This window comes from Streptomyces sp. enrichment culture, assembly GCF_964272855.1.
Classification (GTDB): Bacteria; Actinomycetota; Actinomycetes; order Streptomycetales; family Streptomycetaceae; genus Streptomyces.
On sequence record NZ_OZ186847.1, the window covers coordinates 8,795,217 to 8,808,752 of the forward strand.

A 13,536-nucleotide genomic window follows, 5' to 3' on the forward strand; every position below is an offset into this window, starting at 1 on the left:
TCAGAGTCCGCCGCGGCCACCACCGCCTCCGCAGCAACCGCTGAAGCTGAGCCAACCGCACGGCACCGGCCTGAGCGCCTTCCGCTGGGTCGCCGAGCGGACGATCTCCTGGCTGCACGGCTTCCGCCGCCTGCGGATCCGCTGGGAGAGAAGCGACGACATCCACGAAGCCTTCCTCGGACTCGCCGTCTGCCCGATCACCCACCGACACGTCCAACGCCTTTGTCGGGGCCAGTAACACCGAGCGAGTCCTTGTGCCCGTCACGGCCAGACCGTCAAGGACCGGTGTGCACATAGGGGGCCCAACGGGACGGGCTGTTCGGGTGGGCGTCGCGGAGGATCCGGACGGCTGCGTGGACGGCCTCGGCCGGGTCAGCGTGCTCCGACAACAGCGGATAAAGGAGTTCGGTGAACCGGGCGGCCGCGTCATCCCAGACGGAGAACTGGGTGGCGACGACGTGTCGCCAGCCGGTGTGGTGGAGGGCGTTGGCGAGGGTGATCGCCTCGTCAAGATGGGCGATGCCGCCCGTCGCGGTCTTGCAGGCGCTGAGGACGGCGAGCTCTCCGTGGGACGGTGGCTGAGCCAGCAGATCGGTCAGCGACAGCAGCCCGTCCTGGAGCACGAACCCTGCCTCGGACGGAGAGACGAGGTTCTGTGTGGCGTGGCAGGCGAAGTGAACCCGCATGTGGCGGCTGAGGGCGTGGCGTGCCGACTCGCGGCGGGCGTTGCGGAGCAGTGTGTAGTCGGGGAACACTCCGGTTAGGAACTCTTGCTCGGCGTCGACGTTGGGCAGCGGGTCAGCGTTCGGGGCTTTTGGCACTGCGATGATCAGCAGGTCACCAGGGGTTGCGGGGGGCGTCTTGCGGGCCTGTGCCAGGGCTCGGAGCGAGGGCAAGATCGAACAGACGGTGTCGCCGGACGCGGCGTGCAGCGGCAGCATGGTCAGCGGGCCGGTCGGGCACCACCAGATCCGGCGCGGGCGTTCGGGGAAGGAGTCGAGAACCGGACCGGTGACGGTCTCGGAGAGTCGGCGCAGCAGAGCCGCCAGCCGGCGCTCCGCGTTGATCACCACGAGCGGGTCGCCGGAGGCCGCATCAAGCGCCTTCATCGACTCCAGGTGCTCGTCGGCCCAGCGTGCGACCTCGTTGTCGGTGAGGTCCGGCAGGGGCACGGTGCGGATCTCGTCGCGTTCGATGATCAGGGCGTCGCATCGCCACCGGCTGACGTTCAGCAGCACGACGGGGCCCTCGTCACCCACCCGTTCGATGCCCGCGGGCCGGAGGAAACGGGACTGCCCGGGCAGCCCGCGGATCTGTTCGATGAGGTCCTCGAACTCGCGGGCCAGCGCCAGCCGCCGATCCGCGCCGAGCGGGTCCTTGACCCCGCCGGGCTCGGCGTCGAGCGCGGCGCGCAGCTCGGCGAAGCGGGCCGCGAGCGTGGGCCAGGCGGAGCTGAGTCCGGCCAGGTCGCTTTGGCCTTCCAGCAGTCGGCTCCACAGCAGGACGCGGCCCTGCTCCAGATACTCCACGGCAAGGCGGGGACGCCCAGCGGCCAGGGCGTTGGCGGCAGCGTCGCAGGTCAGACCGGGCAGGCGGGCGATCAGCGCCTCCGCGTCAGAACGCCGCAACCCGCGCCATACGCGGCGCGGCAGTAACTCCATGTACGCGGCGTAGGCGTCCAGAGCTTCGCTGCCGCCGAGTTGCTCGCCGGCCGACTCGCGCGCCCAGGCCCGGGCGGAGTCCAGCCGCAGGTAGATGGAGGAGGCGGGGTCGGCGGCTACCTCCCGCCACAGCATGTACGCGGCCGTGAGATCGGGGGGGGCGGACCGCTCGGCCAGACGAAGCGCCTGGTTGAACCGGATCGAACCATGCCCGACATGGCCCGCCGGCGAAGCGGTCATCGCAGCCTCGCCCCACCGGATAGCCTCCTCCAGGTCGGCGGGGTCGCCGGTGCGCTGCAACGAGACTGCCAGGTTGTCGGCGGTCATCGCCCATCCGGCTCCCTTCTCGGGGGCGAGCCTCAGACTTTCACGGGCGGCATCGGCGGCCTCGCGGTACCGGCCGAGCCTCACCAGCACGCCCGCGAGGTTGGAGAGCAGGAGGGACCGGTTGACGCCGTCGGCCGGGCTCGTTTCGAGGGCCTCCTGCAGCAGTCCGGCGGCCTCCTCGTCCGTGTCCGGATGGTGGAGGTCGGTAAGCACCATGGCGAGATTGCTGAGCTGGTTGAGGCGGCGCGCGGAGCGCAGAGGCGAGTCTTCGACGGCCCTGCGCAGCCAGACGACGGCCTCCTCCAGCAGCTCCGACTGGTCGGTCAGCCGGTATCGGCGGTGCAGGAGCAGCCCGAGGGAACCAGCCCGCCCGGCCCAGTCGGATGCGGTCTGCGGCCCCTCGCCCAGCGCAGCGCGGCCAAGCCGGATGGCCTCGTCGAGCGGCCCGGTCGCGCCTGTCCGTTCGTGCTCGGCATACAGCAGCTGTGCGAGGCTCATGTCGACGCCGGGGTCGCCCTGGTGCGGGAGCGCGACGGCGTCGCGGGCCAGGGCGACGGCCTCGACGAGCAGGCCGGGGTCGTCGGACAGCTGGTAGAGCCTGTGCAGGTTCCAGGCCAGGTTCGTCAGGTAGACGACGTGCTTGTCGGACTTGCGGGCGAGTGCGAGGGCCTTCCGCTGGTGTGCCAGGGCCGCCTCCAGGTGGGCGCGGTCGGAGGTGGTTTCGTATCGGTAGGTCGCGAGCACGCCGAGCAGGTTGAGCGCGTCGGCCCGTTCCAGGCCGGTCGCCACGTCGGCCAGCCGTCCGGCGAGTTCCTCGGCCTCGGCGAGGTCAACATCGTTGCCCGTTCGTTCGAGCCGGGTGTGGAGAAATTGGGCGAGCGTAAAGAGCTGCTCGGGATTGGTGTCCGTAAGCGTTCGCTGAACGTCGATGGCCCGGTCCAGGTCCCGGTCGTCGCCGCCGACGGAGTGCCGGGTGTGGAGCACGTCGGCGAGGGTGGCGACGAAGGTTGGATCGCCGGTCTCGGCGGCTGACTCCGCGAGGTTCAGGGCAGCGTCGAGGTCGTCCGGGAACCTCCGGACCGCGCCGCGGCGCACCAGGACCGTGGCGAGCATGTTGGCGACCGCCGGGTACCTCGGATGCTCCTCGGGCAGCAGGACCAGTGCCTGCTCGAGCAGGTCGGCGGCCTCGTCGACACGGTCGATTCCCCCGCGGTCGAGCTGTTTGACGATCCGTGCTGCGGCCCGCAGCGGCTTCAGGACCTCCCGGGGATACTCCGTGCTCGTCCTGCGCTGGTTCTCGATTCCCTCGACGATCCGCGCAGCGGGCCGCAGGATTTTCAGCAGTTCCACGGCCTCCCGGGAAGGCTGCTCGGCGGCGCGGCGCTCAAGCGCGTGCCGCACTTCGTCGGGGACGAGCCCCGGCGCCGTTGCCTGGATGACCCGGAAGTAGTCGACAGCGAGCCCGAGTTCCTCCGCCACCGCGCCGAGGGCGGCCTCGTCGGCGGTGAGAGCGGCCGCCATCAGGAGGTACCTGTGCCGGTGCCACCGCCAGGACGCCAGAGCGACCACCGCCCCAAGCGCGTGCATCGGGTCGACGCCCTCGTGGATCCCGGAACGGACCCGAGCGGCGCACTGCTCGGCGCCGCGGCCCATGATCCGGTCCGGGTTGCCGTGCTGGACCCAAGCGAGGACCCGTCGTTGCAGTTCGTCCACTTCGCGCCCGGCACGCTGCCCGAACCATCGCATCATTCGGAATCCCGCTCATCGTTCCGCCCCAACACCCCAAGATGGTGACATGAATCACGTTCCGCGGTCTTCCGTTCCCGACGAGACCGAGCACCTCGCGCGCTGGTGCAGACTGCTGCCCGAACTTGAAAATGCCGCAGCGGTGGGCGGCTGGCTGGATGAGCTGCGCGCACAGGCGGCGATCGTCGCAGCAGGCGGGCCCGCCTCGGAGGCGTTTCGGGCCCTCGGATTCGAGACCGGGACCCGCCGCGACGCCGGATTACCCGCCCTGCCCGGCCTACCGCAGCCGAAGATCCCCGCTGGGATCTACAGGTGCCCGACCAGCCGCTGCGGACGGTTGGAAGGCAGGGCCGACGACGGCAGGGTGCCGGTCTGCCGGATCTCCGGGACCAGGCTGACGCTGAAAGCCGAAGCATGACCGCGTTCCTCAACGGCCTTGGCGCCAAGCTCGCCGAGCGGTGGGTGTCGCTCCTGTTGCTACCCGGCCTGCTTTACGGAGCGGCCGTGCTCTGCGCGGCCTGGCTGTCCCACGACCACGCCCTCGATGAACGGCTGCTCGCCGACCACGCCGAGAATTACCTGAAGTCCTACGGCGGCAGACCATACGCCGCGGCCGTCCTGGCAGTCCTCGTCCTGCTAGCCGTTGCCGGCCTCGGGCTGCTGGCGCGGTTCGCCGCGTTCCTCGTCGGCCGCGCGTGGCTCGGGCCGTGGCCGCGGCCGCTCACCCCACTGACGAACCGGCTCACCGAGCGCCGCAGGCGCCGCGCCCCGGACGGACTGGAACGCTACCGGCCCGCCCGTCCGACGGCCGCCGCAGACCGCGTCAGGCTCATCGATGAGCGGCTGGACGCCGAGTACGGGCTGCGCGCCGCCCTGCTCTGGCCGCGGCTGTGGCTGCTGCTGTCCCCGGACGTCCGGGCCCCGATCCAGGCGACCGCTGATTCCTACACCGCAGCCACGACGCTGGCCGGCTGGGGCCTGCTCTACCTGGTGCTGGGCCCGCTCTGGTGGCCTTCCCTGCTCATCGGCGCGGCAATGTGCGCTACGGCCGCGGTGCGCTTGCGCTCGGCGATCGACGACTTCGCCGTGCTCGTCGAGTCCGCCGTCGACACCCATCAGCCGGCCTTGGCGGCCGCCTTCTCTCTGACACTCGCCAACGGCTCGATCAGCCCAGCGCAAGGCGCCGACGTGACCGACCGCCTCAACAAGGGGGCCTGACCCCGGCCTTCTGCCAGTTGGAAGGCTGGCTAACCACCTTGAGATGGTGGTCTTCTTCCAGGGCACGCCGGACAGGCGGCAGCGTCCTGTCACGGCCTGCCGCTCCACGGCTTAGGAGGACTCTCGAGCAGGCAGGCACCAAGAGTCCCGGGCCCCACGCAGCATCTCCGCTTAAGAGGTCGTTTCAGTTGGTGAGTCGTCGGTAGCTGATGAGGGCTGCGGCGATGCCGACGAAGGCCAGGAAGTGCTCGGCCTTTCGCTCGTAGCGCCGGTGCAGCCTTCGGCATCCGGCCAGCCAGGAGACCGTTCTCTCGACGACCCAGCGGTGTCGGCCGAGCCGCGTGGACGACTCGATGCCCTTGCGGGCGATGCGGTGGCGGATGCCACGCTCGCGAAGCCATTTCCGCAGGGGGTCGTAGTCGTAGCCCTTGTCGGCATGGAGCTTGGCCGGACGCCGGCGGCGCGGGCCGCGACGGGAACGGATGGGCGGGATCCCGCGCACGAGCGGTACCAGGCCGAGGCTGTCGTGCATGTTGGCGCCGGAGATGCCCAGCGACAGCGGCACGCCGTTCCGGTCGGTGATCAGGTGGATTTTCGATCCCGGCTTGCCGCGGTCGGTCGGATTTGGTCCGGTCAGTAGCCCCCTTTTGCCGCCCGGACGCTGACGGAGTCGATCGCGCACCGCGACCAGTCCAGCTCACCCCGCGCGCCGAGTTCATCGAGGATGACCCGGTGCAGCCTGGCCCACACCCGGTCCCGGCTCCACTGGGCAAAGCGCCGGTAGACGGTGGGCCAGGCCGGCCCGAACACCGGCGGCAGCTGCCGCCACGTGCAGCCGGAGGTGGCCACGAAAATGATCGCCGCGAGGCATTCGCGGTCCCCAGCCCGCCGTCGCCCGCCGCCCTGCGGGCGTATGACCTCCGTCGGCGGGACCACCCGCCGAAACAGCGTCCACAACTCGTCCGGCACCAACCGCTCCACCAGATCCGTCATGCACGGCTCAACGAGCGATCACACCGTCAGAAACGGCGTCTTAACTGGCCCTGACAAAGGGGTTGGACGTGTCGTTGGGTGATCAGGCAGAGGGCGAGTCCGAAGAAGGATTGGTCGAGGTCGTCGTCCGCGCCTTCAGGGCTGGGGTGTTGCACCTTGGGAAAGGGCTCGCTGCAGCAGGTCCCGGAGTGTGTCCTGCTCCTGCCGGGGTGCCATAACGACATCGGATGCACAGGCGGCAGCGCAGGTGCGGGCTGCTGCCGCTGGGCGGTTTGCCTGCCGCCTCGGCTCCGGGCACGAGGGCTCCCCGCCAGGCCGGTAGGGGGTACCGGCCTGAGGGGGGAGTGCTTGCGGTCAGGCGAGGTTCTTGGTGAAGAACTCGTCCAGGGTGTCGAAGGGGATGAGGTCCACTGCGGTCGTACAGGTCGACGTGGTCCGCGCCCGGGACGACCACGAGGTCGACGGTGTCGGGGGCCGTCTTGTGGACGTCCTCGGAGTAGTAGAGAGAGTGCGCGTCGGCGCCGGCCACGAGGAGAACCTTGCGCGGGGCGAGCATGTCCAGGTTGGCCATCAGCGGGAAGGCGAAGAAGGCCATGGGGGTGGTGGCGGTCCACGCGGTGGTGGAGTTGATCGGGCGGGGGTGGTAGCCGCGCTCGGTGCGGTAGTAGTCGTAGAAGGCCGCCAGGACCGGGTTGGGGTTCGCGGGGAGGGTTTCGGGGAAGATGTTGTCGGCCTCGACCAGGTTGCCGGCCTCGTCGAAGGGGACATCGCCGAGGCGGAACCGGACGCTGCGGGGGTCTGGGGCGGCTTTGGCGCGGCGGACGCGTCGACCTCGCTGGAGCCAGCCTGATCCGGTGTCGTGCGCCTACTTCATGCCCTCGCCCAGTCGAGTCCGAGGCGAGCGAGCTGTTCTGTCCATGGGTGGTTTTTCTGATCAGTAGGTTGTGGTTTGGCCTGGGCTGATCAGTTTGGTGTCTGGTGGGGGTAGCGCTTTGAGTCCCGGTCGCAGCGGCTGGCTGACGGAGGAGATGAGGGCATGGGCTACGTGCTGAGCAGGCACTTGGTCAGATGGAGTGAGCGTTGGTCAACTGTGGTCAGTCTGCCTGAGTGGTTATCAGGTTGGTTGAGTGTTCCTATGCGCTGGTTGTGGTGTTGATGGGGTGGTTGATCGAGGTCGCCGTGGCTCTCAAGGACCTGCTTCGGCCTGCACCGCAGGAAAGATCGCCGCTTTGTTGCGGAGCGGGGCAGGTCACCGCCTGAAGAGACGCTGGTGGCCTGCCCCGCATACTGAGGCAGTTCTCGCTGCGGCAGGACACCAATCGCCGAGAGATGGAGCGCAGATGGATGTGGGATCGGTGCTCGGCAGCATAGGCCGAGTGGCGGCCGGGGCGGGCCGACTGGTGTGGGCAGTGGTGACCGCACCGACCACGGGCACCGAGTATGACGTCCACTCCCAGATCGACAGGCTTGCGGAGAAAATCGAGAACGAGGTGCCGGAGGAGTTGCGGGACCGGGCGTGGGGTCTGGTTGTGGACGCGCTGTATGGGGTTCCTCAGGAAGTCGATCAGTTGGTGGAGGGACACCAGCCGCTCCATGACGAGGAGACCGAGGGCCCGTCGGCCAAGTACTGATGCCGGGAGCCGAAGAGCCTGAAGGGCGCCTTCGTTGACCACGCCGCTTCGGTCAGACCGGGGCGGCCTGCTCCGCCCAGCGCAGCGCGCGGGGAGCGTCGGCCGCCACCTCGCGCAGCTGCTCCCAGAGGACCTGCTGTGGTGCTGGAACGTGCGGCGCCACAGCAGGCCGCCTGTGCGCCTAGGCAGTGTCTTTCCGATCATCCGATCGTTGGGCTGGCTGTGAGGGATGGGGAGATATCTGACGCCGCGTGGTCGGTCATCGAGCCGTTGCTGCCGCCAGCGGGCCGGGCCCGAGGCAGGTGGCGAGACCACCGCCAGGTCCTCGAAGGCATCGTGTTCAAGTTCCGCACCGGTGTGCCCTGGAGGGATCTGCCGGATCGGTTCGGTCCCTGGCAGACCGTGCACGGCCGCTTCGCGCGCTGGTTCGCCGACGGAACCTTCGACCGGCTCCTGGCCGCGGCCCAGGGACAGGCGGAGGTGGACTGGCTGGTCGCGCTGGACTCCACGATCGTGCGGGCCCATCAGCACACCGCGGCCAAAGGGGGCTCGACGAGCGCGGGCTGGGACGCTGCCGCGGCGGGCTGACCAGCAAAGTCCACCTGGCCTGCGACGGGCGGGGCCGGCCGTTGTCCTTCACGGTCACGGCCGGCACCCGCAACGACTGCACCCAGGCCGAGACGGTCATCGACAAGATCCGTGTCACGCGGCCCGGACCGGGACGGCCCCGTGTCCGGCCCGGGCGGGTGGTGGCCGACAAGGGCTACTCGGCCCGCTCCTTCCGCGCCTACCTGCGCAGACGCGGAATCAAAGCGACCATCCCCGAACGCGTCGACCAGCTTGCGGGCCGACGCCGGCGCCGTGAACGGCCCTGCGGCTTCGACAGAGCCGTCTACCGGCGCCGCAACGTCGTCGAACGCTGCTTCCACCGCCTCAAGCAGTGGCGCGGCATCGCCACCCGCTACGACAAACAGCCCGGCCACTACCTCGCCGCCATCACCCTGGCCATCACACTCATCTGGCTCGATGCATGATCGACAAAACACCCCCTAGGCCTTGTCGCCGGCGATCGTCTGTCCGGGATAGGTGGCCAGCAGGTCCTGGTCGTGGGTGAGTATGTCGGCCGGCACCGTTATGGAGGCTCTGGAAAGGCCACCGCCGAGCCGGAACCCGTCCTCATCCGCCGCGAGTGTCCCACCAGAAGGTGTTCGGCGCAGGAGCTCGCAGTGCACCGGGGGCGCTTGCCAACTTGTGGACGACGTGCCGGAGTGCGGTAACCATCAGGGAGTCGCGGCGCGTGGCCGACCAGGCGAGCGCGGCAGAACAGGGAGGCAGGTCGACGACGTCGACGTAACGGATGCCGGGACGCGGGAAAAGCACCCGGCAACTGTCGGAGACGAAACGGATGCCGTGCCCCAAGCTGACGGCAGAGATGCTGGACTCGAAGGTGGTCGCACCATGATCGGTGTATCGCACGGGAGTTCCGCCCGGGCGCGGGTCCGCCGCCCAGAAGTCGCGCCACTGCCGGGGCACCCGCTCGGAAAGTCCGATGACGGGCAGGTCCGCGAGGTCCGCGAGGGTCAAACTGTCCCGCTCGGCGAGCGGATGACTCTCGGGGAGACAGACGACCTGCGGCTCGGAGGCCAGCTGAAGCGTGTGAATTCCGGTGGGCATGGGTTCATAGCACAGAACGGCGTCGGCGTGCCCCTCCAGAAGGGCTCCGGCCTGCTCGACGAAGTCGACTTCCCGCAAGCGAATCTCCAGGCGGGGATGGCGCACACGCATGCGCTCCATGACCAGCCTGATGATGGGAAGTGCGGTGATGTACGAGCCGAGCACCAGACGGCCTGAGAGTGAGTGGGCCTCCATCGCGGCTGCCTGACGGAGGCTGTCCGCGGCCTCCACCACAGCCTGCACCCGTGGTAACAGCGCCTCCCCCGCCGCCGTCAGTTCCACCCGCCGCGTGGACCGCTCGACAAGAGTCACGCCGAGATGCTCCTCGAGGGCTCGGATCTGCCGACTGAAGGCGGGCTGACTGATGAAGAGCCGTCGTGCCGCCCGACCGAAATGCAGTTCCTCCGACAGCACGAGCAGCAGACGCAACTGGTGCAGGCTCGGATCGGAGCTGACGTCACCACGTCCCGGATCGTGCGGCTGCAGTCGCGATGCCCCGTCCCGTCCCATGCAGCGCAGGCTATCAATCACCCGCGCAGTCGCATTGATCCGCTCTTCCCGTCACATCTGCTGCGTGATCAGACTGAATGCATCGGACGACCGGAAAGGACACGGATGAACGGTCTCGCTCCCTGGGTGCCCCGATTGATGATCACCACGGCGGTGCTTCACATCGCTTACGCCTTCGTCCAGAGCAACGAGTGGTCCGGGATTGCCGGGGACGGGTTCCTCGCCACCGTCGTGGACCCGAACGGGGAGGACTACCACCGGCGTGACGCCACCGTCTGGTACATGGCGGCAGGCCTGGTCATGCTCGCTTTTGGCACCCTCACGCGCCACACGCTCCGGGCCACGGAACGCCTGCCCGTCCAGGTCGGCTGGTACCTGCTGGCCCTCGGGGTGTCGCTCAGCGTCATCTACTTCCCCTACACCGGCAGTTGGGCACTCATCGTTATCGGCGTCATGGCGCTGATCGTGGCCCGCCGGTCGTCCACCCTTCAATCTCAAGGAGGCCGCCGCCGTGTCCCTCCGTCGTAGTCTGCAGACGGTTCTTGTTCTGCTCGGTCTCTTCGTGCTGGGTACCGGCGTGCTCGATGTCGTGGCCGGGCCCGCTGCGTTGCCGGGCCATCCGGAGGTGAGCACCACCGTGGACAGCAACTACCGCTTCTTCGCCGGTGTCTGGTCGATGCTCGGCCTGGTCCTGCTGGGACTCGCCCGACGGGTCCAGACCAACGGCCCAGGACTGCGGGTCGTCTTCGCCGCAGTGTTCCTGGGAGGACTTGCGCGGCTGGTGTCCTTCCTCACAGTCGGTGCCCCACACCCGTTGCACACGGCGTTCATCGGCGTAGAACTGCTCCTTCCACCCCTCCTCCTCGTCTGGCACTCCCGAGTCGCGCGGTCGCGAAGCCAGGGGGTGTTCTGAACATCCAGTGCGGTGCCCGCGGTGTCCGGTGTGTGCCCTGGGCGTGCCGGGCGCCGCGGCTGCTGTGCGGGACTCTCAGAACACCCCTGGACGAGTAGGTACCGAAGGGGCCGGGTGCATGAAGCGAGGGTCTCGTTGGTCCGTATGTAACGACAGGCCTCGAAACCCTCGCGACTGCACTGCGTGAAGATCGATGGCCACTCGACCACCGCGCGGGCCCACAGCACGCGGCCGGGGCCCGAAAAGGGGGCAGGACTGGCCGGGTGAGGCGATCGGCCGGTCCCGTGGCGGGCTGACCACGAAGATCCACCTCGCCTGCGACGGGCATGGGCGGCCCCTGGCTTTCACCCTCACGGCGGGCAACGTCAACGACTGCACCCAGTTCGAGGCGGTGATGGCCGGCATCCGCATCGCGCGGTGCGGGCCCGGGCGGCCCAGGACCCGGCCCGCGCGGGTTACTCGTCGACGAAGATCCGCTCCTACCTGCGCAGGCGAGGCATCAAAGCGGCGATCCCGGAACGGATCGACCAGATCAACGGCCGCATCCGCAGAGGCGAGTGTCGGCGTACACCTGAACATCCCCACCCGCGTACTGGTGAACGCGGCCAGTTTCTGATGCGCTGAGGAGTGTCGGTCGGCACGCTGCTGGTTGGGTCGGTGTGGGCGGCGAAGGGCGGTTGGCGGTGGTCTTGGATCCGCATCGCTGGGTGGAACTGCGGCGTTTTCGTGGCCTGTTGGAGTCCGGGGCGATGAGCCTGTCGGAGATCGCCAGAGAGACGGGGCTGGACCGCAAGACGGTCCGCAAGTACCTCTCCGTGCCGGGCCCCGCGACCCCACCCTGCCGGTCTGCGAACGGGCGGTCCCTCGCGAGGAAGATCGACGAGTTCGCGCCGCTGATCGACTCGATGCTGCGGGCTGAGGTCCTGTTGAAAGCATCGGTGATTCACGAGCGGCTGGTCGGTGAGTACGGGTTCACCGGCAACTACCAGCGCGTCAAGCTCTACGTTCAGGAAGCCCGGCCCCGGATCGCCGAGGAACTCGGCATCACCCCGAAGGAACTGGCGGGCATGCACCGCCGGTTCGAGGTGATTCCGGGTGCCCAGGCCCAGGTGGACTGGGGTGATGAGGGCAAGATCCTCGCCCACATGGGCATCCCGAAGGTCTACTCCTTCCACATGACGCTGTCGTACTCCCGTGATCCGTTCTGCTGCTTCACCACCAGCCAGGACCTGCAGACCTTCTTCGAATGCCATCGGCGAGCGTTTGCCCACTTCGGCGGTGTGCCGATGACGATCGTCTACGACCGCACCAAGACCGTCGTGCGCCGGCACGTCGCCCCGGGCGAGGCGGTCCCGCTGCATCCGGAGGCGGTCGGCTTCGCCGGCCACTACGACTTCGACATCGATGTGCTGGCCGCCTACCGCCCCACCGGCAAAGGCCGCGTCGAGCGGCAGGTCCTTATCGTCCGCGACCACGTCCTGTCCGGACGGGCCTTCTCCTCCACCGAGGAGATGGACGCCGCCTTCGCCGCCTGGGTGCCGCAGCGGCGGGCCCAGATCCACAAGACGCACCGGGAGGTCATCGGCGAGCGGGCGGCTCGCGACCATGCGGCCCTCAAGCCGCTGCCGCCGACCCCGTATCTGGTGGCCGAACGCCACCTGCGGCCGGTGGGCAAGGACTGCCTGGTCGCCTTCGGCGGCAACCTCTACTCGGTGCCCGCCCGCAAGGTCCGCCCCCGCCAGCTGGTCGAGGTCCGGGCCACGAAGTCGCAGGTCATGCTGCACTCGACCGTCGCGGATGCCAGTGGCGAGACCCATGCACCAGCGGGCCGTCGGCCGCGGTGTCCGCGTCGTCGAGGAGACGCACTGGGACGGCTTGCCCACCGGCAAAGGTCGCAGGACCACCACCGGCGACGTCCCGGTTCAGCCTCATCGCATGCCGGCCCCGGAGGCTGGGCCTCTGCAGGCCCTGCTGAACCGGGCTGCGGCCACCCGGATCGAGGTGGGCCGCCGTCCGCTGTCGGTCTATGACGAGCTGACCGGCACCCGTCCCTTCACCACCCACCCGAGCACGAGGGAAACGTCTTGAGCGAGCTGGTCAGCACCCGCATCCGCAGCACGGCCGGCAAGCTCGGCCTGCCCCACCTGACCGAAACCATCAACGAGTACATCCGCCGGGCCGACGAAGCGAAGATGGGCTACCTCGACTTCCTCGACCTGGTCCTGTCCGAGGAACTCGCCGTCCGCGACGACCGTCGCTTCCGCCAGGGACTGCGGCTCTCCCGGCTGCCGCACCACAAAACGCTGGACGAATACGACTTCTCCTTCCAGCCCGACCTCGACCCGCGCAAGGTCAGACCTCGCCACCCTGTCCTTCGTGGAGGCCAAGGCGAACGCCGCCCTGCTCGGCCCGCCCGGGGTCGGCAAAACGCACATCGCCGTCGCCCTCGCGGTCGCCGCCTGCCGGGCCGGCTATCGATCTACTTCACCAGCCTCGACGACATGGTCCGCAACCTCAAAGCAGCCGAAGCCGCCGGACGGCTCCTCAACAAACTCGGCACCTACCTGCGGCCCAGCGTCCTCGTCGTCGACGAGGTCGGATACCAGCCCCTCGAACGCGCCGAAGCGAACCTGGTCTTCCAGGTGATCTCGAAGCGCTACGAGAAGGGCTCGATCACCCTGACCTCGAACAAAACCTTCAGCGAATGGGGAAAGGTGTTCGGCGACGAGGTCCTCGCCACCGCCATCCTCGACCGCCTCCTCCACCACTGCGAGGTCATCTCCATCAACGGTCCCAGCTACCGGCTCAAGAACCGCCTCAAGGCCATCGAGCGAGAGAACGACGTGGCTTAAGCAGCAGGATC

The 13,536-nt window shown here is 68.8% G+C and carries 11 protein-coding genes and 3 pseudogenes; 11 read left to right on the plus strand and 3 right to left on the minus strand.

Annotation, left to right across the window (positions count from 1 at the left end; all coding sequences use genetic code 11):
• Positions 1-58: 58 nt before the first annotated feature.
• A pseudogene (locus ACSU6L_RS39530) lies at positions 59-238 on the plus strand (transposase); the annotation flags it as partial.
• A gap of 37 nt (positions 239-275) precedes the next feature.
• Here the strand turns inward: ACSU6L_RS39530 and ACSU6L_RS39535 are convergent.
• Positions 276-3,737 carry a CHAT domain-containing protein gene (locus ACSU6L_RS39535; RefSeq protein WP_437064470.1) on the minus strand — a complete coding sequence of 1,154 codons (3,462 nt, stop codon included), beginning with the start codon at positions 3,735-3,737 and terminating at the stop codon, positions 276-278.
• Between the two features lie 46 nt (positions 3,738-3,783).
• Between ACSU6L_RS39535 and ACSU6L_RS39540 the strand changes: the two genes are divergently transcribed.
• Both ACSU6L_RS39540 and ACSU6L_RS39545 read left to right on the plus strand, forming a co-directional pair.
• Positions 3,784-4,152, plus strand: a complete 369-nt coding sequence (locus ACSU6L_RS39540) for a hypothetical protein (RefSeq protein ID WP_437064471.1) — start codon at positions 3,784-3,786, stop codon at positions 4,150-4,152.
• A complete protein-coding gene (locus ACSU6L_RS39545; protein WP_437064472.1) occupies positions 4,149-4,952 on the plus strand; it encodes a hypothetical protein in 804 nt (267 codons plus the stop codon). Before ACSU6L_RS39540 ends, ACSU6L_RS39545 begins: the two co-directional genes overlap by 4 nt.
• A gap of 184 nt (positions 4,953-5,136) precedes the next feature.
• Here ACSU6L_RS39545 and ACSU6L_RS39550 read toward each other — a convergent pair.
• A protein-coding gene (locus ACSU6L_RS39550; RefSeq protein WP_437064473.1) for an IS5 family transposase occupies positions 5,137-5,945 on the minus strand; the annotation gives its coding sequence in 2 pieces (ribosomal slippage) (positions 5,137-5,595 and positions 5,598-5,945; 807 coding nt in all).
• Between the two features lie 367 nt (positions 5,946-6,312).
• Here ACSU6L_RS39550 and ACSU6L_RS39555 point away from each other — a divergent pair.
• The 3 genes from ACSU6L_RS39555 to ACSU6L_RS39565 all read left to right on the plus strand — a co-directional run bounded on the left by ACSU6L_RS39555 (position 6,313) and on the right by ACSU6L_RS39565 (position 8,610).
• Positions 6,313-6,795, plus strand: coding sequence for a hypothetical protein (locus tag ACSU6L_RS39555; protein WP_437064474.1), 483 nt, complete (start codon positions 6,313-6,315; stop codon positions 6,793-6,795).
• A 490-nt stretch (positions 6,796-7,285) separates the two neighbouring features.
• A complete protein-coding gene (locus tag ACSU6L_RS39560; RefSeq protein ID WP_437064475.1) occupies positions 7,286-7,576 on the plus strand; it encodes a hypothetical protein in 291 nt (96 codons plus the stop codon).
• A gap of 222 nt (positions 7,577-7,798) precedes the next feature.
• A protein-coding gene (locus ACSU6L_RS39565; RefSeq protein WP_437064476.1) for an IS5 family transposase occupies positions 7,799-8,610 on the plus strand; the annotation gives its coding sequence in 2 pieces (ribosomal slippage) (positions 7,799-8,111 and positions 8,111-8,610; 813 coding nt in all).
• A 142-nt stretch (positions 8,611-8,752) separates the two neighbouring features.
• Here ACSU6L_RS39565 and ACSU6L_RS39570 read toward each other — a convergent pair.
• Positions 8,753-9,760, minus strand: a complete 1,008-nt coding sequence (locus tag ACSU6L_RS39570) for a LysR family transcriptional regulator (protein WP_437064477.1) — start codon at positions 9,758-9,760, stop codon at positions 8,753-8,755.
• Between the two features lie 105 nt (positions 9,761-9,865).
• Here ACSU6L_RS39570 and ACSU6L_RS39575 point away from each other — a divergent pair, with 105 nt between their 5' ends.
• The 5 genes and pseudogenes from ACSU6L_RS39575 (at position 9,866) to istB (ending at position 13,525) form a co-directional block, all read left to right on the plus strand.
• Positions 9,866-10,288, plus strand: coding sequence for a DUF6463 family protein (locus tag ACSU6L_RS39575; RefSeq protein ID WP_437064478.1), 423 nt, complete (start codon positions 9,866-9,868; stop codon positions 10,286-10,288).
• Complete coding sequence (locus tag ACSU6L_RS39580) at positions 10,272-10,673, plus strand: DUF4345 domain-containing protein (RefSeq protein WP_437064479.1); 402 nt, start codon at positions 10,272-10,274, stop codon at positions 10,671-10,673. Before ACSU6L_RS39575 ends, ACSU6L_RS39580 begins: the two co-directional genes overlap by 17 nt.
• A gap of 265 nt (positions 10,674-10,938) precedes the next feature.
• A pseudogene (locus ACSU6L_RS39585) lies at positions 10,939-11,038 on the plus strand (IS5/IS1182 family transposase); the annotation flags it as partial.
• A 294-nt stretch (positions 11,039-11,332) separates the two neighbouring features.
• The gene (gene istA, locus ACSU6L_RS39590) at positions 11,333-12,703 is read left to right on the plus strand and encodes an IS21 family transposase (RefSeq protein ID WP_437064480.1); all 1,371 of its coding nucleotides are present in this window, start codon (positions 11,333-11,335) and stop codon (positions 12,701-12,703) included.
• A 54-nt stretch (positions 12,704-12,757) separates the two neighbouring features.
• Positions 12,758-13,525 (plus strand): annotated as a pseudogene (istB, locus tag ACSU6L_RS39595) (IS21-like element helper ATPase IstB).
• The last annotated feature ends 11 nt before the right edge of the window (positions 13,526-13,536 follow it).